This is a genomic window from Paraburkholderia acidiphila, from assembly GCF_009789655.1.
Lineage (GTDB): Bacteria > Pseudomonadota > Gammaproteobacteria > Burkholderiales > Burkholderiaceae > Paraburkholderia > Paraburkholderia acidiphila.
In genome coordinates, this window is sequence record NZ_CP046910.1 from 1370407 (window position 1) to 1396379 (window position 25973).

Consider the following 25973-nt stretch of genomic DNA (forward strand, 5'->3'; position numbering starts at 1 on the left):
CCGTCTCCCGAGTTACTTCCATGCTTATTTCTCCACATCCACGAGGCCGCGCACGAACCAGCGCTGCATGGCCAGCACCACGACGAGCGGCGGCAGCATGGCGATCATCGTCGCGCACATCACGAGATGCCATTGCGTGGCCGCGTCGCCGCTCGAAATCATGCTCTTGATGCCCACTACGGCGGTCGTCATCGACGCCGTGCTCGACATGAGGATCGGCCACAGATACTGGTTCCAGCCGAAAATAAACGTAATGACGAACAGCGACGCGATGTTCGTTTTGGATAGCGGCAGCACCACGTCCCAGAAGAAACGCAGCGGTCCCGCGCCGTCGATGCGTGCGGCCTCGATCAGTTCGTTGGGCAGCGTGAGGAAGAACTGGCGGAACAGGAACGTGGCCGTGGCCGAGGCGATGAGCGGCAGTGTGAGGCCCGCGTAGGTATTCGTGAGATGCAGCGTGGCCGCGACCTGCACCGTCGGGAAGATGCGCACTTCCACGGGCAGCATGAGCGTCACGAAGATCAGCCAGAACGCGAGACGCCGGAACGGAAAGCGAAAAAACACGATCGCATAGGCCGAGATGATCGAAATGGCGATCTTGCCCACCGAGATCACGAGCGCCGTGATGACACTGTTCAAGAGCATCGCGCCGAACGGGCTCGCGGCGCTGCCCGTGCCCACGTTCCATACGGTGGCCACGTTCGCGAACAGATGCGTGCCCGGCACGAGCGAGAGCGGCACCGAGAAAACTTCTTTCTCGTTCATCGTGGCGGCGCAAAACGCCACGTACACAGGGAAGGCCACCACCGCCACGCCGAGCAGCAGCATGACGTGGCAGAACAGGTTGAAGTATTTGCGGTTCTCGACCATCAGCTCATCACCCTTAGTACTGCACGCGTCGTTCGATAAAGCGGAACTGGAAGATCGTGAGCGCCGTGACGATCAGCATCAGCACGACCGACTGCGCGCCCGAACTGCCGATGTCGAGGCCGCGAAAGCCTTCGTCGAAGATCTTGTACACGAGCGTGCGCGTGGCCTGGCCGGGGCCGCCGCCCGTTGCGGCATCGATCACGGGGAACGTGTCGAAGAGCGCATAGACCACGTTCACCACGAGCAAAAAGAAGCTCGTGGGCGACAGCAGCGGAAACGCGATGCCGAAGAAGCGCCGCACGGGGCCCGCGCCGTCGATGGCGGCCGCCTCGAAGAGCGACTGCGGAATCGACTGCAGGCCTGCGTAAAAGAACAGGAAGTTGTAGCTGATCTGCTGCCAGACCGATGCGACCACCACGAGCGTCATGGCCTGGCCGGGGTTGAGCGCGTGGTTCCACGTCACGCCGAACCGCGCGAGCGCGAAGGTCACGAGCCCGATGCTCGGGTTGAACAGAAAGCCCCACAGCACGGCGGCAATGACGGGCGCGACCGCATACGGCCAGATGAGAAACGTTTGGTAGAAGCGCTTGCCGCGCGTCACGTGGTGCGCCATGGCCGCCAGCAGCAGCGAAATGCCGAGCCCCCCGAAGCTGACGAGCGCCGTGAAAACGAGCGTGGTCTGGACCGAGGCCAGATAGAGCGGATCGTGCAGCAACCGCGTGAAGTTGGCGAAGCCGACGAACACGGACGACGTGCCGAAGGCGTCCTGCGCCTGGGTGGACTGCAGGAGCGCCACGCCGGCCGGCCACAGAAAAAAGATCACGGTCACCGCAAGCTGCGGGCCGACGAGCAGGTACGGCAGCAGGCTCGCCCCGAAGCGGGAGCGTTGTTCCATTGCGTCACTCTCCTCGAGTGGCGGCGTCGCGCTGGGCGCGAACACCAGTTGGCGCGGCTTGTTTATCGATTTGAGCCGCCCCCTGGGCGGCGCCGCGTTCGCATTCTAGCCGAGACTCGTGACAGTGCGGATCAAAGCGCGGTGCAAGACTTCATTCGTCTCGATGCGTGGCACCGAGCGTTGCGATGAGCCGGTCCACCACGCCGGTCACATGGGCCGGCGTGATGGCCTTCGTGCACTGGTAGCGGAACGCGTCGCCCGCATGGCGCGGGCACCAGCCGAAGTCGCTGTCGTCGGACTCGTAGCGCGTGTCGTTGTAGCAGCTGTTGCAGGCGTGGAAATTGATCACGCGCCACGGCGTGTGGAATTCCGCCTTAGGGTGCGAGAAGCCGCTGATCAGCACGACCGGCACGCCCACGGCCCACGCGAGCCATGAGAGCCCGCTGCCAAGGCCCACGAAAAAGTCGGCGTGGGCGAGCAGGCTCGCGCGCTCGGTCAACGCTCGCGCGCCCGTGAAATCCTCGGCGCCTTCGGGCATGACGTTCATCTCGCCTGGCAAGCCATATTCGCGGTCGCGGTCGATACACAGCACCCGGTAACCGCGCGCCAACAGATGCGCGACGAGCGCGGGCCAGCCATGCGGGTTGTTCCAGTATTTGCATTGCGACGAGGCCTGCGTGGCGATGCAGACATAGCGCCCGGCAATGGCACGCTCGGGATTCGCGACTGAAACGCGCGGGCGGCGCTCGAACGCCGGCACGCCCAGCATGTACGAAGCGAAGTCCTGCAGATTGCTTACGCGCAGGTCGGTCGGCTGATGATCGCGGTCGGCGAGCGGCCGGTAGGCGCCGACGCGATACGTCGCATAGACAGGCTCGCCGGTTTCCTCTTCGGCGCGAGCAGCAGCCGTGAACGCGATGGCGGGATAGCCGGCCTCGAACAGCGCATGCAGCGACGCGGCCAGCCGCACGGTCAGCGCACAGGCATGCAGCGCGCGGAAAGCCTCGAACGCCGGCATCCAGGCGATCGCATCGCCTATCGCCCCGGATCCGACTTCCACGCGCACGCGGCGCCCTGCCGCATCGAAGGAATGCGAAAAGACGAGGCGCGGACCGTCGAACACTTCCAGCAGGAAGCGAACATAGTATTTTCGGCGGCTCGTGGCGATCTCGCCCGCATTCAACGCCTCGTCGAACAGCACATTGGCCGTGTCGAGATCGTGCATGCGCACGCGCCAGCCGTCTTGCGGCACCTGCACGCGGCAGCCGAAATTGAAGTCGTAGCGGATGCCCTCCGGGCCCGCCAGCGCGGGCGTGCCGGGCTGCGCGAAAGCGGTGGACTGAAGGCCGCGCTGGGCGCCGGGAGAAGGGAGAGCGGAGGGATTCATCGGGCGACCTGGCTGCGGGGAATGTTGATCCGGCGCGCAGCGTATCCCGGTCGCAAAAATAAAGGGGGCGTCGCCGCCCCCTGACTTCATCGCTGAATGCGCCGCTCAGGCAAGCGCCGCCGCGGCGAATTTGCCCATATCCGTGGCGGGATCGCGCAGCGCGTCGAGGTCGAGCTTCACGCCCTTGCCCACGAGCTTCTTGCCGCACAGGAAATCGGGCATCGAATTCACGGCGTCGACCGCGAGCAGCACGCGGTCTTTCAGGTAGTACACGGCGAAGCGGCGCGCGGCCGGATCGCCGCGCACGATGGCCTCGTCATAGCCTTCGAGCAGGCCCACCGTCTGGAGCTTGAGGTCGTACTGATCGGACCAGAACCACGGCGCGTCGCACGCGGGACGCGGCTTGCCGACAATGGCCGCGGCCGCGAGCTTCGCCTGCTCCACCGCGTTGTGCACGCTTTCCAGCCGCCCCGCGCGGCCATAATGCGCAAGCGGACGATGCGCGCAGTCGCCGATGGCGAAAACATCAGGGTCGCTCGTGCGCGCGTCGTCGTCGACCTGGATGCCGTTCGCGCACGTAATGCCCGCCGCTTTCGCGAGCGCTTCGTTCGGCAGGATGCCGATGCCGACGAGCGCAAGCGTGGCAGGCACGATCTCGCCATTGGCCAGCTTCACGCCGCTGAGCTTGCCGCCCTCGCCCACGAGCGCCTCGATCGTCGCGTTCAGGCGCAGTTCCACGCCCTGCGCGCGATGCTCGTTCGCGTAGAACGCGGAAACGGTCTCGCCCGTCACGCGGCCCAGCACGCGCGGCGCCGCTTCGAGCACCGTGACCTCGTGGCCGAGCTGGCGTGCCGCCGCTGCCGCTTCGAGGCCGATATAGCCGGCGCCGATCACCACGAGCTTTTCGCCAGGCTTCACGCGCTCGCGCAGCACGTCGGCGTCCGCGAGCGAGCGCAGTGCGATCACGCCCGCGAGATCGTGGCCCGGCACCGTCAACGCGCGCGGCGTCGAGCCGGTGGCGAGAATCAGCTTGTCGTATTGAAGCTGGCTGCCGTCGGCGAGGGTGAGCGTGCGACTCGCGCGGTCGAGCGACTGCGCGCTCGCACCGAGCTTAAGCTCGATGCGCTGCTCGTCGTAGAACGCGCGCGGCCTGAGCCACAGGCGTTCGACGTCGGCCTCGCCCTTCAAATAGGCCTTGCTGAGCGGCGGCCGGTGATAAGGCGGCACCGGTTCTTCGCCGACCAGCACGACGCGGCCTTCGAATCCATATTGCCGCAGCAGCGCCGCGGCGTTGCCGCCCGCGTGCCCTGCCCCAACGATCACCAACGTACCGCCGTTTTCTTGCATGTCCGCTCCCGCTTGATCTTGCGCTTTACCCATTGATCGATTCATTGCGCGCATGGGTGGCCAGGACTCATCCGCACCCTTCAATCCACGCCACCCGCCGCGCCAGGAACGAGATCATCTCATGGTTCTCGCGCGCACGCCGCGCTTAGTCGAAGGCGCGATCGTTCGGCGCGGCATAGAGCGCGCGCAGTCGCTCGCTCATCGGAAACGCGAAATTCACACCATTGGGCGGCACCGGCTTCTCGAACCACTTCGTGTACATCGCGTTGATTTCGCCGCTCTTCATGAGCCCCGCCATCGTGTCGTTCACGAGTTGCCGGAATTCGGGGTCGCCGTTGCGCATCATGAAGGCATACGCCTCCAGCGACTGCGGGGTACCGACGATCACCCATTCCGAAGGCTTCTGCGTGAGCGAGCGCGTGCCGGCGAGCAGCACGTCGTCCATCATGTAGGCCACAGCGCGCCCCGACTCGAGCGTGGCGCGCCCCTCGCGATAGTCGCGCGCGCTGATGATGCGCATGTTCATCTGCTTGTCGAGGTTCATGCGCCGCAGGATACGCTCGGACGTCGTACCCTGGTTCGTGAGCACCGTCTTGCCCGCGAGATCGGGAAAGTCGTGAATGCCCGAGTCCTTGCGCGTGAGCAGACGCGTGGTCGCCACGAAGAACGTATTGGAAAAGCTCACCTGAGCCTCGCGCGACTTCAGGTTCGTCGTGACGCCGCACTCCAGATCCACGGTGCCGTTCTGCACGAGCGGAATGCGATTTTGCGAAGTGACGGGAATGAAACGCACCTGCAGGTTCGGGCGCTTCGTCCTGACCTTGACGGCTTCGATCACCTTGTTGCAGATGTCCTGCGAAAAGCCGATCACCTGGTTGTCGCCAATCACGTAAGAGAACGGGACCGAAGTCTCGCGATAGCCAACCGCGATCGTATTCACCGAGCGGATCTTGTCGAGCGTGGGCTGCGCGACCTGGGCGGCCGCCGGCTGCAACAGCGCGAGGCACGTGACGATGGACCCGCAGGCCAGCGACTGCAGCTTCAGTCGGTTCATGAATCGGTCCTCTTCTCTTACTGTTGTCGTGCGCGGTCAAAGCCCACATATGTCGCCACAATCGAACATCGCGCAACATGCGGGAAATACCAGGGCATTCCCGGGATGTTAAGTCGACGACGAAAAAAAAGCAGCGGACCTTGCCGCTGCTTTTCCTGTCTACTGCTGCGCGATCGCCGCGGCCTGCACGATCAGCCGTTGACGAGCTTCTTCGGCTGCAGCAGTGCCAGCACCGCGCCTAGCACCATGGCCGCCGAAACGCAGTACATGCCCGCATTCGTGCTTTGCGTCACGTCCTTCATCCAGCCAATGATCGAAGGGCTTACGAAGCCCGCGAGATTGCCGATCGAGTTGATCATGCCAATGGCGGCGGCAGCCGACCCGCCCGCGAGGATCGCGCTCGGCCAGGTCCAGAACACCGGCATCGTGGCGAGCATGCCCGCCGCGCCCACCGAAAGGGCGAGCATGGCGAGCGGCACGTTGTTGCCGAACACGGTGCTGAAATACAGGCCGAGTGCCGAAGCCAGCGAAGCGATGGCGAAGTGCCAGCGGCGCTCGCCCGTGCGGTCGGCGCTCTTCGCCACGAACAACATGCTGAACACGGCGCACGCGTACGGAATGGCGGTGAGCAGGCCCACGTCGAGCGCACTCTTCACGCCGCTGGCCTTGATGAGCGTGGGCAGATAGAAGCTGATGCCGTAAAGGCCCATCATGCAGCAGAAGTAAATCACGGCCATGAGCCACACGCGGCCATTGGCGAACACCGAACCGATCGATGCGTGGCCCTTGCCAGCCTGGTCCTGCTCGATATTGCGTTCGAGCACGGCCTTCTCGTCCTCCGCGAGCCACTTCGCCGCGCGAATGCCGTTAGGCAGATAGAAGAGCGTGATCACGCCCAGCACGAGCGAAGGCACGGCTTCGATCAGAAAGAGCCACTGCCAGCCCGTCCAGCCGTTCGTGCCCGTGAACGCCGAGAGAATCCAGCCCGACAACGGGCCGCCCAGCACGCCCGCGATCGGAATGCCGATCATGAAGAGCGCATTCATGCGGCTGCGGCGCGCGGCAGGAAACCAGTAGGTGAGATAGAGCACGATGCCGGGGAAGAAGCCCGCCTCGGCCACGCCCAGCAGGAAGCGCACGAAATAGAACTGCGTGGGAGTCTTCACGAGCAGCGTGGCCGCCGAAAGCACGGCCCACGTAATCATGATGCGCGCGATCCATACGCGCGCGCCCACGCGGTGCATGAGAATATTGCTCGGGACTTCGAAGAAAAAGTAGCCGATAAAGAAAATGCCCGCGCCGAGACCGTATACGGTTTCGCTGAACTGCAGGTCGCTCAGCATCTGCAGCTTGGCGAAGCCGACGTTGACGCGGTCGAGATACGCGGCCACATAGCAAAGGAAAAGAAACGGCAACAGACGCAACGTCGCCTTGGAATAGGCGCGGGCCTCGATATTGTGTAGTGCGGCCTTCGACTGGCCGCTGGCGATCGTATTCATGGTCTCCAACATGGTGCAAAGCCCATGCCGCAAAGGGCAAGGGCCACGGAAAACGAAGGCGCATTGGGAGGGTTCATCACCCCGAGTTCCTTCCCCGGGCTCCCTCCCCAATACGTTGCGCCCACAACGAAATGCATGCGACTGCGCGGCTCGCAACACCGCACGGCAACATGCAAAGCGCATCATCGTAGCGAGATGCAACAATTGCTGTCAACTGTTTGTAATTGGCGGGAATACGCCCGGAACCTCGCAGCGCCTGGCCCTGGCGCTAGAATCATCGAACTTGCTCTCGACGAACCCCTTGCCTGGAGGACCGCGCGCCATGAACTCGACCCCGCTGCCCCGCCGTCCGCACGTGTATCTCGCCGGCTTCGACGTCTTCCGGCGCGACGCGCTCGAGCACGGCGCACGCCTCGTCGCCGCGTGTGCGCAATATGGTTTCGAGGGCGTCTATCCGCTCGACGCGCAAGCGCCGCCGGACCTCGACGGCCCGCGCCAGGCCGCGTGGATCTATCACGCGAACGTCGAAGCGATCCGGGCCGCCGATATCGTGATGGCAAATGTGAACGACTTTCGCGGCCCCGGCGAGCCCGATTCCGGCACCGCCTTCGAGATCGGCTATGCAGCCGCACTAGGCAAGGAAATCTGGGCCTACACGTCCGACGAAGGCACGCTCATCGAACGCGTGCCATCCGTGCCCGACGCGCAGGGGCGCGTGTGCGAACGCGGCTATCTGGTGGAAGATTTTGGCCTCGCCAAGAACCTGATGATCGCGTGCGCGGCGCGTCTCGTGCAGGGCGACGCGCGCGCGTGCCTGGAAGCGATGGCGCAAGGGCGCACGCGATGACAGCGCGTGCGCCCTTGCGCCAGCCAGCGCCTCAATGATGCATGGTGCTCATCGTGCTCATGCGCTGGAGGGCGCGAATGCGCGCCACCGCGGGGCGGTCCGTTACGGCGACCTGATAGAGCTTCGCGAGATCGGCCTTGAGCGCCGTGCGTGAGCCGGCGTCGAGATACACCATGTGCCCCGAGGGATAGAAGCGTGCGCTCAGGTTGTCGCGCACCTTCTGGTCGAGGAGCGGCATCTTCTGCAGATCGATCACGGTCTGGTAGAACGGCGTGACGAAATCATAGTAGCCGTTCGCCGAAAGCACGCGCAAATCCGGGTTCAGCGCCATCACCGCCGCGAGGTCGCCTGCCGTGTAGAGCACGATATTGCCCTGCGCGTCCACGCCCTTTTGCGCGCCCGTCGGATCGATATGGCCGAAGTTCCAGTTCTTGAACGCCTGATCGTTCAGGTCCGTGAACGACGAGTTCGTGCGGAACTTGAGCTGCTCGTTCAGGTAGCTGTTCCACATCGCCGTATACACGCCGCTCACCGCCGTCATGGTGGGATCGTTGCCGCCCGAATTGGGGTCGATGTTGCCGGCAATCCCCGTATCGATGGCGGTCACGCGGCCGTCGTACGAGCCGAGCGCCACGCCCTTGTCCTTCATGAGTGTGGTGAGGAAGAGCGAGTTGCCGCGGCTGTCGTACGAGGCGATGTCGAGATTCCACGACTCCAGCGTTTGCGTGTCGATGCCCGTGTATTGCGAGAGCGTTTTGAGCGTTGCCGGAATGCTCTTGTCTTTGGGATCGGGAAACTTCGACAGCGCCTGCAGATAATCGGTGCGCGCGAATTGCGCGACCTGCGCGGCGAACGCCTGCAGGTCCTTCGGCGCGGGCGTGACGCCAAGGCGCTTGTGGTACCAGGCATCGGCGGCGGCCGTGGGCAGCGCGCCCACCGGATTGCCGCTTTGCGTGTAATCGAGTATCGACGACTGCAGCGTGATGCCGTTCAGATCCACGCCATCCTCGTGCAGCCGGTAGGCGAGCACGCAACTGCGCGCCGTGCCATACGATTCGCCATAGAGAAACTTCGGCGAATTCCAGCGATCGTTCGCCGTGAGATAGCGCTTGATGAATTGCTTGAGCGAATCCGCGTCCTGGTCCACGCCCCAGAAGTCGCGGTTGTGATGCGGCGCGATCGCGGCCGAATAGCCGGTGCCCACGGGATTGATAAAGATGAGGTCGCTCTTGTCGAGCAGGCTGTCCGGATTGTCTTCGAGCGCATAGGGCGCGGGCGGCGTGAAGCCCGGCATCGCGGTCTTGATGCGCTTGGGCGCGAACGAACCGAGCAGCACGAAAACGGAAGACGAGCCCGGGCCGCCGTTGTAGAAGAACGTGACGGGACGGTCTTGCGCCTGCACGCCGTCTTTCGTGAATGCCACGTAGAAGATCTTGGCATTGGGCTGCGAACTGCTCGGATCGACCGTCACGAGATGGCCCGCCGTTGCCGTATAGGCAATGACTTCCTTGCCAATCTGAATGGCGTGGTGCGTGATCGCGGCGTTCTCGGTCACGTCGGTGACGAAGTCGTCAGGGCCGTTGCCGTAAGCAGTGGGATCGAAGCACGGCTGATCGGCCTGGGAGCGATGCTTGCCGTTGCCGCCCGTGGGGCCGGCCCCTCGAGTGCCGCCGTTGCCCTGGGTGGACTGCGCTTCGTCGTTCGCTTCGTCGTTCATGGCGTCTCCACTTTCTGTGTGTTCGCGTTTGAGACAGTGAATGCAACTTCGAATAGCAACCTTTCATGCAACCCGCATGCGTCCGCCGCGTCCTGCTCGACGGGGCGGCATGCCGCGCTCATCCTACGCCGAGCCGAGCGCCGTCGCCACCTTGCTCCCGACCGGCGTGCCGAGGCCCGTGCAGGCGTCCCAGCCAGGCGCCGCGGAGAAGTCGCCATTGCTGCCGCTCGTCACATCGTTGAAGGCGCTGGGCTGTGCATAGAGCCGCGCGTTTGCGAAGCCCACCGGTGTGCCGCGCGCCGCGTTGATGCGCGCGATCAGCGCAGCCCACAGCGGCGCGACGGCGCTCGTGCCGCCCACCACCGTATCCGTGCCGGCCACGCGCACCTCGTAGCCGGTGGCCGGGTCGGCGTCGGCCGAGACATCGGGCACGCCGCGCCGCACCAGCGCACCGGCTCCGCCGCTGCCACGCACGACGCGCAGGCCCTTTTGCCAGTCCGGGAGCGCGAACGTCGCGCTCACGCCGCCGCCGGTCGCGCCGTTGTCGCCGTCGCTCCACACGGTTTCCTGCGAAATGCGGCCGTTCGACGCCGCGATATGCGTGCCGCCGCAGCCGAGCGCATAGGGGCTCGACGCGGGAAAATCGACATGGTCGGCGCCATCGCCCACGCCATCCGCCGAACCGCTGTCGCCCGATGCCGCACACACGGTCACGCCGAGCGCGACGGCCGTTTGCATCGCGTCGTTCAGCGCACTGAGCGTTTGCTGCGACCACGCCGACTCCGGCGCGCCCCAGCTGATCGAGATGACCGATGGCTTGCGCTGGCTGTCGTGCAGCGCCGCGCTCACCGCATCGAGGAAACCGGCCTCGCTGTTCGGCGCGAAATACACGGCAATGAGCGCTCCGGGCGCCAGCGCGCCCGCGATTTCCACATCGAGCGTGACTTCGGCGTCGGGCCCGTTGGGGTCGCCGGTCGGCGCGTTCGTCGCCTGATCGACGGAAACATCCTCCACGCGCGGCGCACTCACGCCCAGTTCCTTGAAATACGCGCTGAGGTCCGCCGTGTCATAGCCGCCGCCCATTTCGATGAGGGCGATGCACTGGCCGCTGCCGTCGCCTGCGGGAAAGCTGTAGAGCTGCGCAAGCTGCAAAGGTGTGAACGACCGGGCTACCGCGCGCGCGGCGCGAATTGGCGGACGGATGGGTGCGCCGGCAGCCGGCGCATCGGCCAGATTCGTCGGCACGAAGCGAAAGTGCGGCTGCGCCTTCGCGCGATTGTCGAGCCCCACCACGGCGGTGACGACCTCGTGCATGTCTTGCGGCAAATGCAGGGGGCCGCTCGGCTGATGAAAATGATGCGTGGTTTTGCCGACCTGATGCTCGAAACGCTGCAGGTCGATGCCAAAGGCGGCGTTGTACTGCTGCACCGTGCCCGAGAGCACGACCCGGCGCGCCGACGCGTCGGCCTGGTCCACGGCGAGACCGTGCGCAGTCGCGAACTGTTCGACACGCTCGATATCCGCCTCGCTGGCGCCAAAGCGCCGCTCGTACTCTTCGCGGGAAACCGGCTTGGCAGCGGGATCGTTCGTGGTGAGCCGGTCCACCAGTTCGTGAAATTCGGCCGACGCCTGACGCCGCAGGATCAGCACGATCTTGAAGCGCTCCGCCGGGTCGCACGCGCCGACGCACTGCGCGCCAGCGGGCGTGGGATGTTCGCTGCCTGCCACGGGAAGGTGCCTGGTCATGGCCGGTTTCTCCTTTGTGAAGCGCGTGCCTGTGACTGGACGCTGGCGCCCGGACGCGCGTTGAATCACCGGAATCGCGCGCGCCAAACCAGCCCGGCATGCCCTACAACAATCTTTGGGATATTCATGCAGCATCGCCATTGCACGAGCGGCCAGCGGCGCAGCGCGAACACAAACGAAGCGCTGTGCGCATTCGGCGTGCCCGCCAGAATCGTTATACACCGATGACGATTGCAAATCTCTTCAGGCGCTGGCGCATAGCCATGTCGCGAAGGTCCTTGGGCAGGGATGCGACAAGCGCAAAAAAGCGCGCGGGCACGGAGCCCGCGCGCTTCGAATGACCCCGTAGCGTGGTTGCGCCGCTGCGGCGTTTTTATGCGGCGGCGGCCAGCGCGGCCGGCAGATGCGTTTGCAGATACGCTTCGAACTCGTCCTTCACCTCCGGATGGCGCAGCGCGAACTCCACCGTCGCCTTGAGGTAACCGAGCTTGCTGCCGCAGTCGAAACGCGTGCCCATATAGCGGTACGCGAGCACCTGCTCTTCGGTGAGAAGCGACTGCAATGCATCGGTAAGCTGCAGCTCGCCGCCCGCACCCGGCTTCAGCGCGCGCAGATGATCGAAAATCGTGGGCATGAGGACGTAGCGGCCCACCACGCCGAGATTCGAGGGCGCGACTTCCGGCGCCGGCTTTTCGACGATGCCCGAAAGCTTGAACACATCCTCTTCCCACTCGCGGCCATCGACGATGCCATACGACGCGCTGTTTTCACGCGCGATCGATTCCACGCCGATTACCGAGCTGTGATAGTGATTGAACGTGTTCACGAGCTGCTTCATGACGGGCGTGGGACTGTAGAGCAGGTCGTCAGCGAGAATCACGGCGAACGGCGAGCCGCCCACGAGTTTTTCCGCGCACAGCACGGCGTGGCCCAGACCGAGCGCCTCGGCCTGGCGCACGTAGAAGCAGTCCACATTGGCAGGCTTGATGCTGCGAACGAGGTCGAGCAGCTTTTGCTTGTTGCGGGCTTCGAGTTCGCATTCGATCTCGTACGACTTGTCGAAATGGTCTTCGATCGCGCGCTTGCTGCGGCCGGTCACGAAGATCATTTCGGTAATCCCCGCAGCGATCGCCTCTTCCACGGCGTACTGAATGAGCGGCTTGTCGACGACCGGCAGCATTTCCTTGGGGCTCGCCTTGGTGGCGGGCAAGAAGCGCGTCCCAAGGCCTGCAACAGGAAATACCGCTTTGGTTACTTTGAGCATGATGTCCATTCCCAGATCGTACGTTTGAGTCTCGGTCTCGCAGCAAGGCAAGCCGACTTCCCCGAGGTTCTGCCCTGGCAGAGTCTTGTATTGAATAAGATTGTTTACCGTCTTTTAAGGAATAAAAAAAGACCAGTAAATTCTGATTACACGGCTTCAGCATAACACCGGAAATTATTTCCATTCATTCCGAATAATACAAAACAGATCGGCATGAATTTCCTGTTCCGGCTTGTGTCGGTGGCGCGTCTCGTTCGGGCGCGGCCTACTCCGCTTCGTCGGCGGGCGGCAGGGCGCCGGAGCGCGTGCGTGCGCGCCGGATGGGCTCATTGCGCAGGGCCTCACGATACGCGGACACCCCCACGAGTATCAACAGCACGGCCACGCCGGCCAGCAAGTGCAGGTTCATCGGATTCTCCAGCGACCATAGTCGATCGCACTCAAAATAGCATTCCAAATTCCACAAATAAACCGCTTTGATTTTCAATCCATTTATTTCTCGATTTCCCTTATCCGCGTGAATACATTTTGAAAAACTTTTGCTTACTTCACGCGCGTGCGCGCCTCTAAGATCGCCGGGTACTCTCCCCAAGGACCGGCTGACACCGATGAGCGATCCCGTACTCCAAACCGCCATGCCGCCTGCATCCGCGCTGCCTGCCGCTGCTGCGGGCGCTGCCGCGCGGCCCGCGACCGCGGCGCGCGAGCTTGCCGGCGACCATCTGATCGAGGCCCTGCGCGGCTTTGCGGCCCTGCTGGTGGCCTATTTCCATTGCCGCCAGGTCACCTGGATCGGCATGGGTGCGTTTCACCAGTTGCACGCGAGCCTCGCGAGCCCTGGCACTATCGCTGCGTGGCTCACGTTTCCCATTGCATGGGGATCGGCGGGCGTGCCGATTTTTTTCGTCATCAGCGGGTATTGCATTCACCGCAGCGGCGCCGCGCGCCTCAACGCGAACCCCAATTTCCGGCTCGACGCGAAGCAGTTCTGGCTGCGCCGGTTCGTGCGCATCTATCCGGTGCTGCTTGCCGCGTTGTTGCTCACGCTGGCGGTGGATTCGGTCAGTCTTTCGCTCTTTCCCGTGAGTCACAAGATCAATGACATCGGGGTGCGCGACTTCTTCGTCAATCTGTTCTCGCTGCAAGGCGTGGCCGGTAAGACGTATGGGTCTAATGGCGCGCTCTGGACCCTTTCGCTCGAAGTGCAGTTTTACCTGCTGTACCCGCTGCTTTTCGCTGCGCGGCGGCGGTTTGGGCTGAATGTCGTGCTCGCCGCCGTGGCGCTCGTCAATGTCGTGTCCGCTTTGACGCTGGAGCGGCATGATGTCGTCGTCTTCTCGTCGTACTGGTTCTCGTGGATGCTCGGCGCATGGATCGCCGAAGTGCGCTTGCGTGGGTCTTCCGGGTTTCGGTTCGCTTATCCTGCTGCGGCGCTTTTTGCCATTGCCGGGTGCGTGGCGTTTCACTTTGGCCAGTTCGGTGCGTTCCAGCTCTGGGCCTGCGCGTTTGCCTGCTATCTCGTGAAGGCGCTTGCGCTGCCTGCGCCTGCCGCTCCCGGCGTGCTGCACTCTCTGTTCTCCAAACTCGGCGATTTCAGTTACTCGCTGTATCTCATCCATTTGCCGCTGTTTGTGATGCTCGGGTCGCTGTTGTTTCGCTCTGAGTTGCAGACTTCGATATGGCCTTCGTTCGGTTTTACCTTTGCCGTTGTGCCGGTTGCATGGGTGTTCTATCGGCTCTTTGAGTTGCCCGCGCTTCGGGCTGCCGGTCGGCTCAGGGAGCGGAGCGCTGCTTGATCTTTTGGTTCCTGGCTGTTTTGGGCTTTACTTGTTTTCGCGGTGGTGCTTCAAGCGTTGCCCCTGTGCGGGGCGGCACCTACTTTTCTTTGCAGCGGCAAAGAAAAGTAGGCAAAAGAAAGCCGCTCACACCGCTAATGCCTGCCACCGTTCACCTCGCACCACCCCACTCGAATGGCTCCGGAGCATCTGTCACCTCGCACCATTCCCGTCAGTGACTAAGGGCTCATCCGTTCCCGCTGCTCGCTACGCGCGCAGCGGCCGGGTCTGCAAGGGACACCGGAAAACCGAAGGGTAGCAAGCGCATTCGTGAGAACTCACGCGCCCCAACGGTTGGGGATTATGCCCTTCGGGGCGCGTAGCGCCGCCGGAAGGATGAGCGCCTTGTCACTTAGTTAAGTGGTGCGAGGTGACAGACGCTCCGGAGCCATTCAAGTGGGGTGGTGCGGGGTGAACGGTGGCAGGCGCTGGCGGTTTGAGCGGCTTTCTTTTGCCTACTTTTCTTTGCCGCTGCAAAGAAAAGTAGGTGCCGCCCCGCACAGGGGCAACGCTTGAAGTACCGCCGCGAAAACAAGTAAAGCCCAAACCGGCAAGGAGCCGGGCCGCATCACTTCCCTCGCGCAACAACCCCATCGAGCACCCGCTCGACCGCATCGACATACTGCTGCTTGCCAAAGCGTTCCCGAGCCGTAGCAAGCCCTCGCGCAGCGAGCCCTTCCCGCAACGCTGCGTCATCGTGCAATGAGGCGATCGTAGCAGCGAGTTCCTTCGCATCGCCAGGCGTACAGAGCAACCCGCTCTTCCCATGCTCGACGATCTCGGTCACACCGCCATCCCGCGAAGCGACAACAGGCCGCTGCGCGAGCATCCCCTCCACGACCACCCGCCCAAACGGCTCAGCCGTAATAGACGTATGCGCGATCACATCGACAGCACGCATGCAAGCAGCAATGTCATGCCGGAAGCCAAGAAAATGCACGCGCTCATGCAACCCATTCGCCTCGACGAACGCGCGCAGTTCCGCCGCATAGGCATCCTCACCAAACAGCGGTGCCCCCACCAGCACAGCATGCGCCCGCGGCTCATCCAGCAACGCTTCCAGCAGCACATGCTGACCTTTCCAACGCGCGAGCCGGCTAAACGCACCAACGAGAAACGCGTCCTCGGGCAACCCGATCTGCGCCCGCAACTGCGTCTGCGGCACACGCGCAAGCGCACGGAACGGCGACTCATCCACCCCGTTATGCACGACATCGATCCGCTTCGAATCGAAGCGCGTGAGCTGCGCAAACACCTTCGCCGAAGCGTGCGAATTGGCAATCACATGCGCCAGCCCCAACTTCGCGCAGCCCTTGATCACGGCACGCTGCACGCGGCCGAAATGCTCGTCGCTCACGATGTCACGCAAATGCCAGACCACCGGCTTACGCGCCAGCTTGCCCGCAAGCACGCCGATCACCATGGCGCGTTGCGTGTTGGCGTAAAGCACGTCAGCTTCGCGAGCACGGCGGCGCGTCTCGCGCACAAGCGCGGCAATGCCCGCGAGCACGCCCAGACGCGGTGCCGCACCGCCATCGCGGCGCACGTTGCTCAACGCGCCCGAATCGAGCACTTCCACGCGCGCGCCAGCCTTGTCGAGCGCCTCCCTGAAGGGCCCGTCGTTGAAGAGCAGCACGTCGATGCGCGAGCGCAAGCCCTTCACCACTTCGAGCAGCGATAGCTCGGCGCCGCCGAGCACACCGCTCTGGTCGATCGCGAGCACGCGTGGCGATTCCGTTGCGTGAGCATCGATCTCGAACGGCGGCGCGCCATGCGCCGAGCCCGCCTGCGAGATCGCCGGCACCGCCTTCGCCACGCGCGCGAAGAACTGCTCGCGGAAATGCCGCGAAGAAAACCGCTCGGCGTTCGCACGGCAATCTTCGGCGCGGAATCGGCCAGGATCGCTTTCGAACGAATCGACGGCCGCGATGATCGCGTCTGCGTTCTGCTCTTCGAAGAAGATGCCCGTGGGCCGCGAACCCGTGTCGCGCACGGTTTCGAGCGCGCCGCCCTTCCCGAATGCAATCACGGGCGTGCCGCAAGCCTGCGCCTCGACCACCGAAATGCCGAAGTCCTCTTCCGCCGCGAATACGAACGCCTTGGCGCGGCGCATGCGGTCGTGCAGTACGGCGAACGGTTGATAGCCCAGCACCTCCACATTGGGCGCCGCCTTCGCGCGCACCTTGTTCATGTCGGGACCGTCGCCGATCACCACGAGACGCCGCTCGGGCATGCGCGCGAACGCCTCGACGATCAGGTCGATCTTCTTGTACGGCACAAGTCGCGAGGCGGTTACATAGAAGCCTTCTTTCTGCGTTTCCAGCTCGAACGCGTCGACATCCACGGGCGGATACACCACCTCGGCCGGGCGTTGATACACCTTCTGGATGCGGCGCGCAATGAACTCCGAGTTGGCGACGAACTGGTCCACCGAATTCGCCGTGCGCACGTCCCAGTTGCGGATGTAGTGCAGGATCAGGCGCGCGAGCATCGACTTCGGGCCGCGCGTGAGGCTCGACTCCTGCAGGTATTGATGCTGGAGGTCCCACGCATAGCGGATCGGCGAATGCACGTAGCTGATATGAAACTGGTCCGGTCCCGTGAGCACGCCCTTGGCTACCGCGTGGCTACTCGAAATCACCACGTCGTAGCCCGACACGTCGAGCTGTTCGATGGCAAGCGGCATGAATGGCAAATACGCGCGATAGCGCTTGCGCGCACCGGGCAGCTTCTGGATGAACGAGGTCGTGGCGCGCTTGCCGCGCAGGAACGTGCGGTCCTTCGCATCGACGAAGTCGACGACCGAAAACAGATCCGCGTCAGGAAAGCAGGCCAGGATCTGCTCGAGCACACGCTCCGCGCCCGCGTAAGTCACGAGCCAGTCGTGCACGATGGCCACGCGCGGCGCGCGGCCTGCGGCGAGGGCCGGCCGCAATGGCCGCAGCGGCATGACAGCACCCGTTTCGGTGCGTCGCGGCTGGGTGGCTTCGCGCCGTTGAATGGGCGCGGCGGCGCTTTCGGACGGCGCCGCTTCGTCGATCAGTTCGTGACTCATGCGCTTTTCCGTGAATTCAGTCGAAAGAGAAGAGAACGGGCGTAGCCGCGCAGCATCGGCGTGGTCGCAACCGACCACACCATGTTGCCGAGCGCGAGCACGACTCCGGCGCCGATCGCGTACAGCGCGTCCGGCAGCCACCACGCAAGAGCGAGCGCGGCGGCGAGAAAACTCAGGTGTGCAAACATATCGACGATGATCGTGCGGCTATGAATGCGCGACAGCCACAGCAGCACGACGTAGTCGAACAGTGCGCGAAACAGCACGGCGGCGGCGGCGCCCGGCAAGCCGAAGCGCGAGATGCCGAGCCACAGCAAGCCCGCAAAGAGCGGCAATTCCACGAGCCCCACGCGCGCGGCGGCGGCGGGATTGTTTTGCGACTGGATCAGAATGCGCGTCACGCCCGCCTGCCCGACGAGCCACACGGCGATGATCAGCACGCGCCCAACCGGTGCGCCATGCTCCGCGATCACCGGTCCCACCCACGCATGCAGGAAGGGCTGAAGCACGACAATCGCGCCGATTGCGATGGGCGTGAACACGGCATTGAGAAATTGCAGCGACTGCGCCGCGATCTCATCCGCATGCTCGCGGCCGAGCGCCGAGAGGCGCGGAAACAGCGTACGCACGAGCGCATTGGGCACCATGTTCAGCCGCGTGACGAGGTTCTGCGGCACCGTGTAGTACGTGACGAAGCGCGCGCCGAGACCCGCGCCCAGCATCATGCGGTCGAGCGAATCCGCGACCATCGTCGTCATGCTCGCGACCAGCATCCACCCGCCGAAATTGAAGAGCGCCTTCGAGGTATCGAGGCGCGGTCCGCGCACCTTGCGAATGCCGAGCACGCGCAGCGCGGAGCGGCCGAGCAGGATGGCGGCCGCGAGACGCGCGAACACGGCGGCGGCCAGCACGGTCTGCAGATTCGGCTCGTACGCCCAGGCGGCGGCCAGCGGCAGCAACTGGAACAGGAACGTGCCGAGCGTCTGGTTCGTGTTGTAGATGCCAAAGCGCTCCGCACCGTTGATCGCGCCCGCGAACACCCACGACACATTCGCCACCGGAATCGCCACGGCGAGCCAGGGCAGCGCGAGGTAGACCTCGTGGCGCAGTTCGGGCGTGACGTGCGTGAAATACGCGGTATAGAGCGCGCCGCCCGAATAGATCAGCAACCCGCCAATGGCGCCGGTCGTGAAGTTCAGCCAGAACGCGCTCCAGAACACGCGCTCGCACGCGTCGGCGTCTTTGGACGCATACGCCTTCGAGATCTGGTTCTGCGCGGCCATGCTCATGCCGAGATCGAGCACGCTGAAGTAGCCGATCAAGGTCCACACGAGCGCAATGACGCCGTAGCGCTCCACGCCCAGCAGACGAATATAAGAAGGCACCGTGACGAGCGACACGAAGGTCGGCAGCACGAGACCGAACAGATTGATGGCGACGTTGCGCAGTATTCCTTTATCCATTAGGTATCCAGTTGCGTGGCCCGTGAGGGTCAGGCCGGTTTCCAGCGGTACATGAGGACCTTGCCGCGCGCGTCTTCCTCGACGAAGACGAGGTATTCGCCGTTCGCTTCGCGATGCGCGGTGATGCCGAACGGCACGTCGACCCAGCCCGAGGTGTTGCCCACTTCCGCGCCCGGGCCGAAGGTGCCGATCTCCTTCGCGCTGTCCTTGTCGTACACATGCACGTTGCCTGCGGGCTCGACCACGAACACGTACTGGCCTTCCACCGTGAGCCCCGCGGGCGTGACAGGCGGCTTCGCTTTCGGGTCCCACGGCAGGCGCAGCATGTAGCGCTGCTCGGGGTGGCCGCTCGACCACTTGTCGTAGCGCACCAGCACGCGCCCCGCTTCCTTCCAGAAGCCGGGATCGTGCGGCGCGTCGGCCGTATAGCCGGTCACGTAGAGCGTGTCGGTCTGCGGCTCGTAGATCGCGCGATGCACCTCGGTAAACGGCGCGGGAATCGCGTACTTGTCGAGCTTGTCGTACGAGTAGATCGGGTTGCCCTTCGCGTCGAGACCGCCGAAGCGGAAGCGCCAGATGCCCTTGTCGTCGCGCGCGCGCCAGATGTCGCCGCGCGTATCGATCCACCAGCCCCACCCGCCGGCGAGATGATCGCGGCCCGGATTGCGCGTGAATTCGTCGGCGTCGAACGCGCCATTGCCGTTCGCGTCGCGCCAGATCCAGTCGCCGGCCGCCGGTACGGTTGGCGCGTTCGGCACGTTCTGCACCCCACGGCCCCGTCCCGCGATGAAGCCCGAGGGAATCGCGGTCTCGCCGTCGCGCTGCGCGTCGAAGCGATAGATCTTCAGGTGGTCCGCGTACATGTCGGTCAGGAACAGAAACGTCTGTCCGTTCAACACGCGCGCGGTCGGCAGACCCGGCCATTGGTCTGTGTGAAAAACCGGGTCGTCGGGATAGCGGAATCGATTAGACAGGAATCCGACGTATTTCCAGTCGTGCCCCGGCGGCTTCGACAAATCGAGTTCGAAGCGCTTGTTGCCGGTATAAACGCTGTTGGGGCGCTGCGGGTCCACCCACGCGCCATCGACGAAGAGCAGACCTTCCAGGTTCCACAAGCGCTTGCCCGCAGGCGTATACGCCTCCAGCGTCGCGCCAAGGCCTGCGCCGATGCTGCCGTCGTGCTGCGGCCCGACGCCGTTGGTCGAAACGTAGATATTGCCGCGCGCATCGGTGCCGACACCCGTCAGCCCATTGAACCGGCCTGGCCCCGGCCTGCCTGCTACGCCCGAAAAGATGCCGCCGCGCTCGCCAAGCGTGGCGCTCTGCGTCCACGTCTTGCCGTTGCGCGTGAAGATGAGGATCTGCTGGCGCGGCCCGTTATCGGCGATCAGCAGGCGTTGCTGCGGATCGAACGCAAGATCCACGGCTACCGAATCGTCGGGCAGCTCGAGCGTATCGTCGAGGCGCTTGCCATCGGCCGCGTAATGCTCCACACGCGGGTGGGCCGCACCCTTACCCGCATCGGCATCCGTCAGCACCCACACCGACCCATCGGCCGCGAGCGCGATACGGCCCGGCGCCTGCACGTCCCATTGCGCCTTGCGCTGCATCGAGTTCGCGTCGTACACCTCGATGCGGTTCATCAGCGTGTTGCTCACGTAGAGCGTCGAATCCGTAGCGGCGAGTCCGCCTATGTCGGCAGGCGTGCCCGCTGGCACTTCGTTGATCTTCAGAAACGACGCCGATAGCTGCGCATGCGGATTGAGCGGATCGGGCGAAGCCTGGAACGCGGCGGCCCGTTTGGGCTCGTCGAGCGGCCGGCGCGTGATGCCGTACCACTGGCTGCCCTTCGCGGGCCAGATGCCGCTGCCGACGAGATGCCCCTTCTCGTTGCCCACGCCAACCGCCGCATACAGATAGCGATGATTCACGGCCACGGCGTTGCCGCCGGCGCCGCCCCAGCCATGCGTGCCGCCGGCAAAACCGAGCGGCTTGCCGTCCTGGTACGCGCTGATCTCGGCGCCGCTCTCGTCCCACGGAGCATTGGTGAATACCTTGCCTTCGGGCGTGACCGCAATGGCCGTGACGTTGATTTGCATCCACGTGCCCTGGCCGTTACCGAAGGTGTTGCCGATCCACGAGGTCGTCACGTTGAGCTGCGGCGCGGCGATGGTCTGAACCGACGACGTGCAGATAAACGTGCACATCGCGGCCAGTGCCAACGTCCTGCGCAAGCGGCGATCGGGATTCGATAACGGCAAGGCAATTCCTCCAGTCTGATGACGGCAATCTGCCAGGATCATGCCGCACAAACCGCGCGAAAAATCGCCTGCAAAAAAGGGAAAATAATTCAAAAAAATTCAGTATTTATGACCCGTTTCCGAATAGCCCGGAAATATATTCCAGCGCTTGAACGCGAAGCCAGAAAGCCCCATGCAGCATGACCTCGACCGATTTACAGGCAATCGCGCCGATTTCATATCGCGCAAAATCCGGCAATTCGATTTAAATATTCAAAGCCAATATATTTCGGCTTTTTGAACATTTAATTCTTTCTAAAATGAATCGCGCAGCAATTGCACCTGCATGAACCCACCGGAGAACCGATGACCGTTAGCCGCCTGATCAGTCAACAAGGCCCCGCCGACCATTCCCACCGCATCGTCCAGCTGGACGGCCTGCGTGCTTTCGCCGTGCTCGCGGTGTTCGCGCAGCACGCCTTGCACGCGCCGTTGTGGATGGGCGTCGACCTGTTCTTCGTGCTGAGCGGCTTTCTCATCACCGGCATCCTGCTCGAGCGCAAGGCGCGCGGGCAATCGTATTTCAGCTACTTCTATGCGCGCCGGGTGCGCCGCATCCTGCCGCCTTATGTGCTGCTGCTCGTGGTGTCGTCGCTGCTGTTCGGCTTCGGCTGGGCGCATTACTGGCCGTGGTATGCGTTCTTCGCCACCAATATCGGCGATGCGCTCGGCCAGAGCGGGCACGACAGCCTCAACATTCTCTGGTCGCTCGCCGTGGAAGAGCAGTTCTACATCGTCTGGCCCTTCGTCGTGCTGCTCCTGCCGCAGCGGCTCATGGCCGTGGTGGCCGCCGCGCTCATCGTGCTCGTGCCCGTGCTGCGCGCCGTCGCGACGCCGTGGTTCGACACGTACTGGCCGATTTACTATCTCACGCCGTTCCGCATGGACCTGTTGGCCACGGGCGCGCTGCTAGCCGTGATCGTACGCCGCGACCGCAACGCGCTCGAGCCCTTAAAATTGCCCGCCGCCGTGCTTTTCTTTGCGGCGCTCGGCGCGCTGGCCTGGCTGCACCTGCACTACCCGCGCTTTCGCGCCATGAATACGCCGCTCTCGAACGCGATGCTCTATAGCATCTCGCTCGTGCTCTGCACTTCCATCGTCGTGTTCGCGCTGCAGTCGAAAGGCATCGTGCGGCGCCTGCTGTCGAACCCGGTGCTCGTGTATATCGGCACGATCAGCTACACGATCTACCTCATTCACCTCACGATTCTCTACGCGGTGTGGCCGCTTCACTACGGCCGCATCGAGAGCGCCGCGATTGCGCTCGTCCTCACGCTCGCTTATGCGAGCGCGAGCTGGTTCCTCTTCGAACGCCGCCTCACGCGCGGCCCGCGCCGCCGCTTGACGGCGAAGCCGGTGGACATCGCCGCGCACGTGAGCCAGTCGAGCCCGCAGTCGTAATTCCCGAATCCCGTTCGCTATTTCAAGGGCACATCACATGAACGAACGTCGCAAAGCGATCATCACCGGTGTTTCCGGCCAGGACGGCGCCTACCTCACGCGCCTCCTGCTCGATAAGGGCTACAACGTCACCGGCACGTATCGCCGCACCAGCTCCGTGAACTTCTGGCGCATGAACGAGCTGGGGATCCTCGACCATCCTTCGCTCGAACTCGTCGAACACGACCTCACGGATGCGGGCTCGACCGTGCGTCTCGTCGAGCGTGCGCAAGCGCAGGAGGTCTACAATCTCGCGGCCCAGAGCTTCGTGGGCGTGTCGTTCGACCAGCCCGTCACGACCGCCGAAGTCACCGGCATCGGCGTGCTGAACATGCTCGAAGCGATTCGCGTGGTGAATCCGAAAACGCGCTTCTATCAAGCTTCGACATCCGAAATGTTCGGCAAGGTTCAGGCGATCCCGCAATGCGAGGAAACGCCGTTCTATCCGCGCAGCCCGTATGGCGTCGCCAAGCTGTTCGCGCACTGGTCGACCATCAACTATCGCGAGTCTTACGACATCTTCGCGACGAGCGGCATTCTCTTCAATCACGAGTCGCCGCTGCGCGGGCGCGAGTTCGTCACGCGCAAGATCACCGATAGCGTCGCCAAGATCAAGCTCGGCAAGCTCAACATGCTCGAACTCGGCAATCTCGACGCCAAGCGCGACTAGGGCTACGCCTCCGAATACGTGGAAGGCATGTGGCGCATGCTGCAGGCCGACGAACCCGACACCTATGTGCTCGCCACGGGCCGCACCGAAACCGTGCGCGACTTCGTGAAGATGGCCTTCGCGGCGGCAGGCATCCAGCTCGAATGGTCGGGCAAGGGCGAGCGCGAAACCGGCATTTGCGTCGCCACGGGCCGCACGCTCGTACGCGTGAGCCCGCGCTACTATCGTCCCGCCGAAGTCGATCTGCTCATTGGCGACCCGACCAAGGCGCAGCAAAAGCTCGGCTGGCAGCCGCAGACTTCGCTCGAGCAGCTCTGCCAGATGATGGTCGCGGCCGACCTTGCACGCAACGAACGCCATGAAACATTCTGATTCCGCAAGCCGCCCGCGCGCGCTCATCACGGGCATTGGCGGCTTTACGGGCCGCTATATGGCCGCACGCCTCGCGGCGGACGGCTACCGTGTCTGGGGCACCGTGCGCGCCGGCGAATCGCTCAGCGCCGAGTCCTTTCCGTTCGGCGCCACAGCGATCGAAGCCGACCTGCTCGAGCGCGGCGCCATTGCGCATGCGCTCGAGTCCGTGCAACCCGACGTGGTCGTGCATCTCGCCGCCGTGGCCCACGTGGCCGATAGCGACGTCGCGCGCACTTACCTCGTGAACGTGGTCGGCACGCGCAATCTGCTCGAAGCCCTTGCGCAGCAAAAACACGCGCCGCGTGCCGTGCTGCTGGCGAGCAGCGCGAACGTCTACGGCAATGCCACGAACGGCGTGCTCGACGAGCGCGTCGAGCCCCAGCCCGCCAACGACTACGCCGTCAGCAAGCTTGCGATGGAATACGTCGCGAAGCGCTTTCAGGCGCAATTGCCGATCATCATCGCGCGCCCGTTCAACTACACGGGCGTTGGGCAGTCGCCGGACTTCCTGATCCCGAAGATCGTCGAGCACTACGCGCGCGGCGAAAAGCAGATATCGCTCGGCAACCTGCACGTGGCCCGCGACTTCTCCGACGTGCGCGACGTGGTGAACGCCTATGCCCGGCTTATCGAAGTCGCGCCGCGTGGCGTCACGGTCAATGTATGCTCGGGCAGCGGCCAGACACTCGGCGCGCTGCTCGGCATGCTGGCGCGCATCGCCGGCTACGAGATCGAGGTGCACGTCGATCCGCGTTTCGTGCGCGCCAACGAAGTACGCCAGCTGATCGGGTCGAACGCGAAGCTGCGCGCCATCGTCGGCGACAGTTCGCGCAAGCCCCTCGAGGACACCTTGCGCTGGATGTACGACGAGGCCCGCGAACACGTGTTCGAAACGCAATAACGCAGCGCCGTCCTTCTCTCTTCGACACATCAACCGCCGCTCTCCCGAGCGGCGGTTTTCTTTTTGGTCTGACGACCCGCTTCAGTGGGTAGCGATCGCTTCCGCATACACACCGGCCACACGCTTCGCGATCACGGCATTGTCGAAGTGCTCGCGCGCATATGCCTTGCACTGCGCTTCATCCGGCAGCTTGATGCGCCCCGAAAGCGCGCCGTCGATGCCATCGGCAATCGCGTTCGCGCCCGTGGCCGGCAGTACGAGGTCTTGTGACAGCCCCGCCACCGCTTCCGGCAGGCCACCCACCGGCGTCACCAGAACCGGCGTGCCCGCGGATAGCGATTCCACCGTAATCAGGCCGAAGCCCTCCAGCGCGACCGTGGGCACCACGCTCAGCGTCGCGGCGCGATAGAGCGACGGCAGGTGCGCGTCGGGAACGAAGCCGAGCAGCTTCACGTTATCGGCCAGACCCGCTTCGTCGATGCGCTGCTGCAGTTCGGACTCCAGACGGCCACGCCCCGCGATCAGCAGGAGCACATCCGGATGGCGTTGCTTCACCATCTTGATCGCGTCGATCAGATCCTCCAGGCCCATGCGGCGCACGAGACGGCGCACGGCCAGGATGATCGGGCGGCCTTGCGGTAGCTGGAGGCGCAGGCGTGCCTCGGCCGACGTGCACGCCGGGTCGAAATGCGCCGTATCCACGCAGCCCGGCACGATGCGCACGCGCTCGGGCGAAATGCCGTAGCGGCGCGTGAGAATGTCGCCGAACGCCTTCGAAAGCACGATGAGCCGCGACGAGCGCTCGTATACCGACTGCTCCAGCGAGTGCTTGATGCGCTGGCTCAGCGTGGCCGCGCCTTCCACGAAGCTCTCGTCGGCCCACGGTCCCTGGAAGTGCGATACCTGCGGAATGCCGCGCGTAACGTCGAGCCCCGGGAAGGTATAAAGCGCGAAGTGCGAGGAAATCACGTCGGGACGGTGACGGCGAATTTCGCTGCGCAGCGCGCGGCGCGCGTCCATGAGGCGAAACGGCAGCGAGCGCGAAGCCGGGCCGAAGCCCTGGATCGCACCGCCGCTGTCCTGCGCCACCTTGGGCGAGCCGGCCACGACGCCGCGCACGCGCACGCCCGCACCGGGCAGCGCGCCAACCAGCGAGTAGTACATGCGGTCGAGACCGCCAGCGCGCTCGGGAAACCAGTGCATGCCGATCTGCAGCGATTGAATGGATTGTGTGGTCATCGCGTGTCCTTGTTCTGCACGTATGCGGTT

The 25973-nt window shown here is 64.1% G+C and carries 18 protein-coding genes and 1 pseudogene; 5 read left to right on the plus strand and 14 right to left on the minus strand.

The genetic code is table 11. The features are described from left to right. Window positions 1-24: 24 nt before the first annotated feature. From ugpE to FAZ97_RS20710, 6 genes are all read right to left on the minus strand, one after another. Window positions 25-870, minus strand: a complete 846-nt coding sequence (gene ugpE / locus FAZ97_RS20685) for a sn-glycerol-3-phosphate ABC transporter permease UgpE (RefSeq protein ID WP_158760279.1) — start codon at window positions 868-870, stop codon at window positions 25-27. Between the two features lie 13 nt (window positions 871-883). Beyond that, window positions 884-1765, minus strand: coding sequence for a sn-glycerol-3-phosphate ABC transporter permease UgpA (gene ugpA / locus FAZ97_RS20690; RefSeq protein ID WP_158760280.1), 882 nt, complete (start codon window positions 1763-1765; stop codon window positions 884-886). Window positions 1766-1916: 151 nt separating this feature from the next. Next, window positions 1917-3152: an autotransporter strand-loop-strand O-heptosyltransferase gene (locus FAZ97_RS20695; protein ID WP_158760281.1), complete on the minus strand. Its 1236-nt coding sequence runs from the start codon at window positions 3150-3152 to the stop codon at window positions 1917-1919. A gap of 105 nt (window positions 3153-3257) precedes the next feature. Beyond that, entirely contained in the window at window positions 3258-4499 is a 1242-nt protein-coding gene (locus tag FAZ97_RS20700) for an NAD(P)/FAD-dependent oxidoreductase (protein ID WP_199272115.1), read from the minus strand. 145 nt (window positions 4500-4644) lie between these two features. Continuing rightward, window positions 4645-5553: a transporter substrate-binding domain-containing protein gene (locus tag FAZ97_RS20705; protein WP_158760283.1), complete on the minus strand. Its 909-nt coding sequence runs from the start codon at window positions 5551-5553 to the stop codon at window positions 4645-4647. A 191-nt stretch (window positions 5554-5744) separates the two neighbouring features. Further along, window positions 5745-7052 (minus strand): MFS transporter, encoded by a 1308-nt coding sequence (locus FAZ97_RS20710; RefSeq protein WP_158760284.1) that lies wholly within the window; start codon window positions 7050-7052, stop codon window positions 5745-5747. A gap of 322 nt (window positions 7053-7374) precedes the next feature. Between FAZ97_RS20710 and FAZ97_RS20715 the strand changes: the two genes are divergently transcribed. Further along, window positions 7375-7899 carry a nucleoside 2-deoxyribosyltransferase gene (locus FAZ97_RS20715; RefSeq protein WP_158760285.1) on the plus strand — a complete coding sequence of 175 codons (525 nt, stop codon included), beginning with the start codon at window positions 7375-7377 and terminating at the stop codon, window positions 7897-7899. Between the two features lie 31 nt (window positions 7900-7930). Here the strand turns inward: FAZ97_RS20715 and FAZ97_RS20720 are convergent, their stop codons facing one another. From FAZ97_RS20720 to FAZ97_RS35250, 4 genes are all read right to left on the minus strand, one after another. After that, on the minus strand, window positions 7931-9616 hold the full coding sequence (locus FAZ97_RS20720; RefSeq protein ID WP_158760286.1) for a S10 family peptidase: 1686 nt from the start codon (window positions 9614-9616) through the stop codon (window positions 7931-7933). 123 nt (window positions 9617-9739) lie between these two features. Beyond that, window positions 9740-11362 (minus strand): S53 family peptidase, encoded by a 1623-nt coding sequence (locus tag FAZ97_RS20725; protein WP_158760287.1) that lies wholly within the window; start codon window positions 11360-11362, stop codon window positions 9740-9742. 373 nt (window positions 11363-11735) lie between these two features. Beyond that, window positions 11736-12626, minus strand: coding sequence for a UTP--glucose-1-phosphate uridylyltransferase GalU (gene galU, locus FAZ97_RS20730; RefSeq protein WP_158760288.1), 891 nt, complete (start codon window positions 12624-12626; stop codon window positions 11736-11738). 265 nt (window positions 12627-12891) lie between these two features. Beyond that, the gene (locus FAZ97_RS35250; protein WP_199272116.1) at window positions 12892-13035 is read right to left on the minus strand and encodes a hypothetical protein; all 144 of its coding nucleotides are present in this window, start codon (window positions 13033-13035) and stop codon (window positions 12892-12894) included. Window positions 13036-13234: 199 nt separating this feature from the next. Between FAZ97_RS35250 and FAZ97_RS20735 the strand changes: the two genes are divergently transcribed. Further along, the gene (locus FAZ97_RS20735; protein WP_233271716.1) at window positions 13235-14422 is read left to right on the plus strand and encodes an acyltransferase family protein; all 1188 of its coding nucleotides are present in this window, start codon (window positions 13235-13237) and stop codon (window positions 14420-14422) included. Between the two features lie 607 nt (window positions 14423-15029). Here the strand turns inward: FAZ97_RS20735 and FAZ97_RS20740 are convergent. From FAZ97_RS20740 to FAZ97_RS20750, 3 genes are read right to left on the minus strand one after another with little or no spacing between them, the layout of a single operon-like run. Further along, on the minus strand, window positions 15030-17516 hold the full coding sequence (locus tag FAZ97_RS20740; protein WP_158760289.1) for a glycosyltransferase family 4 protein: 2487 nt from the start codon (window positions 17514-17516) through the stop codon (window positions 15030-15032). Next, the gene (locus FAZ97_RS20745) at window positions 17513-18979 is read right to left on the minus strand and encodes a flippase (protein ID WP_158760290.1); all 1467 of its coding nucleotides are present in this window, start codon (window positions 18977-18979) and stop codon (window positions 17513-17515) included. The genes FAZ97_RS20740 and FAZ97_RS20745 overlap by 4 nt, the downstream gene beginning before the upstream one ends. A gap of 29 nt (window positions 18980-19008) precedes the next feature. Then, window positions 19009-21186 (minus strand): NHL repeat-containing protein, encoded by a 2178-nt coding sequence (locus FAZ97_RS20750; RefSeq protein WP_158761018.1) that lies wholly within the window; start codon window positions 21184-21186, stop codon window positions 19009-19011. 399 nt (window positions 21187-21585) lie between these two features. Here FAZ97_RS20750 and FAZ97_RS20755 point away from each other — a divergent pair, with 399 nt between their 5' ends. The 3 genes and pseudogenes from FAZ97_RS20755 to FAZ97_RS20765 all read left to right on the plus strand — a co-directional run bounded on the left by FAZ97_RS20755 (window position 21586) and on the right by FAZ97_RS20765 (window position 24704). Further along, window positions 21586-22680: an acyltransferase family protein gene (locus FAZ97_RS20755; RefSeq protein ID WP_158760291.1), complete on the plus strand. Its 1095-nt coding sequence runs from the start codon at window positions 21586-21588 to the stop codon at window positions 22678-22680. A gap of 37 nt (window positions 22681-22717) precedes the next feature. Further along, window positions 22718-23761, plus strand: a pseudogene (gmd, locus tag FAZ97_RS20760) (GDP-mannose 4,6-dehydratase). Then, the gene (locus tag FAZ97_RS20765) at window positions 23748-24704 is read left to right on the plus strand and encodes a GDP-mannose 4,6-dehydratase (RefSeq protein ID WP_158760292.1); all 957 of its coding nucleotides are present in this window, start codon (window positions 23748-23750) and stop codon (window positions 24702-24704) included. The pseudogene gmd and the gene FAZ97_RS20765 overlap by 14 nt, the downstream one beginning before the upstream one ends. 81 nt (window positions 24705-24785) lie before the next feature. Here FAZ97_RS20765 and FAZ97_RS20770 read toward each other — a convergent pair whose 3' ends face one another. Further along, window positions 24786-25943: a glycosyltransferase family 4 protein gene (locus FAZ97_RS20770; protein ID WP_158760293.1), complete on the minus strand. Its 1158-nt coding sequence runs from the start codon at window positions 25941-25943 to the stop codon at window positions 24786-24788. Between the last annotated feature and the right edge of the window lie 30 nt (window positions 25944-25973).

What these genes read in the sequence shown, in the direction of transcription:
- ugpE (WP_158760279.1), bottom strand. Translation starts at nt 870, where the DNA reads ATGGTCGAGAACCGCAAATACTTCAACCTGTTCTGCCACGTCATGCTG.
- ugpA (WP_158760280.1), bottom strand. Translation starts at nt 1,765, where the DNA reads ATGGAACAACGCTCCCGCTTCGGGGCGAGCCTGCTGCCGTACCTGCTC.
- FAZ97_RS20695 (WP_158760281.1), bottom strand. Translation starts at nt 3,152, where the DNA reads ATGAATCCCTCCGCTCTCCCTTCTCCCGGCGCCCAGCGCGGCCTTCAG.
- FAZ97_RS20700 (WP_199272115.1), bottom strand. Translation starts at nt 4,499, where the DNA reads ATGCAAGAAAACGGCGGTACGTTGGTGATCGTTGGGGCAGGGCACGCG.
- FAZ97_RS20705 (WP_158760283.1), bottom strand. Translation starts at nt 5,553, where the DNA reads ATGAACCGACTGAAGCTGCAGTCGCTGGCCTGCGGGTCCATCGTCACG.
- FAZ97_RS20710 (WP_158760284.1), bottom strand. Translation starts at nt 7,052, where the DNA reads ATGAATACGATCGCCAGCGGCCAGTCGAAGGCCGCACTACACAATATC.
- FAZ97_RS20715 (WP_158760285.1), top strand. Translation starts at nt 7,375, where the DNA reads ATGAACTCGACCCCGCTGCCCCGCCGTCCGCACGTGTATCTCGCCGGC.
- FAZ97_RS20720 (WP_158760286.1), bottom strand. Translation starts at nt 9,616, where the DNA reads ATGAACGACGAAGCGAACGACGAAGCGCAGTCCACCCAGGGCAACGGC.
- FAZ97_RS20725 (WP_158760287.1), bottom strand. Translation starts at nt 11,362, where the DNA reads ATGACCAGGCACCTTCCCGTGGCAGGCAGCGAACATCCCACGCCCGCT.
- galU (WP_158760288.1), bottom strand. Translation starts at nt 12,626, where the DNA reads ATGCTCAAAGTAACCAAAGCGGTATTTCCTGTTGCAGGCCTTGGGACG.
- FAZ97_RS35250 (WP_199272116.1), bottom strand. Translation starts at nt 13,035, where the DNA reads ATGAACCTGCACTTGCTGGCCGGCGTGGCCGTGCTGTTGATACTCGTG.
- FAZ97_RS20735 (WP_233271716.1), top strand. Translation starts at nt 13,235, where the DNA reads ATGAGCGATCCCGTACTCCAAACCGCCATGCCGCCTGCATCCGCGCTG.
- FAZ97_RS20740 (WP_158760289.1), bottom strand. Translation starts at nt 17,516, where the DNA reads ATGAGTCACGAACTGATCGACGAAGCGGCGCCGTCCGAAAGCGCCGCC.
- FAZ97_RS20745 (WP_158760290.1), bottom strand. Translation starts at nt 18,979, where the DNA reads ATGGATAAAGGAATACTGCGCAACGTCGCCATCAATCTGTTCGGTCTC.
- FAZ97_RS20750 (WP_158761018.1), bottom strand. Translation starts at nt 21,186, where the DNA reads ATGTGCACGTTTATCTGCACGTCGTCGGTTCAGACCATCGCCGCGCCG.
- FAZ97_RS20755 (WP_158760291.1), top strand. Translation starts at nt 21,586, where the DNA reads ATGACCGTTAGCCGCCTGATCAGTCAACAAGGCCCCGCCGACCATTCC.
- FAZ97_RS20765 (WP_158760292.1), top strand. Translation starts at nt 23,748, where the DNA reads ATGAAACATTCTGATTCCGCAAGCCGCCCGCGCGCGCTCATCACGGGC.
- FAZ97_RS20770 (WP_158760293.1), bottom strand. Translation starts at nt 25,943, where the DNA reads ATGACCACACAATCCATTCAATCGCTGCAGATCGGCATGCACTGGTTT.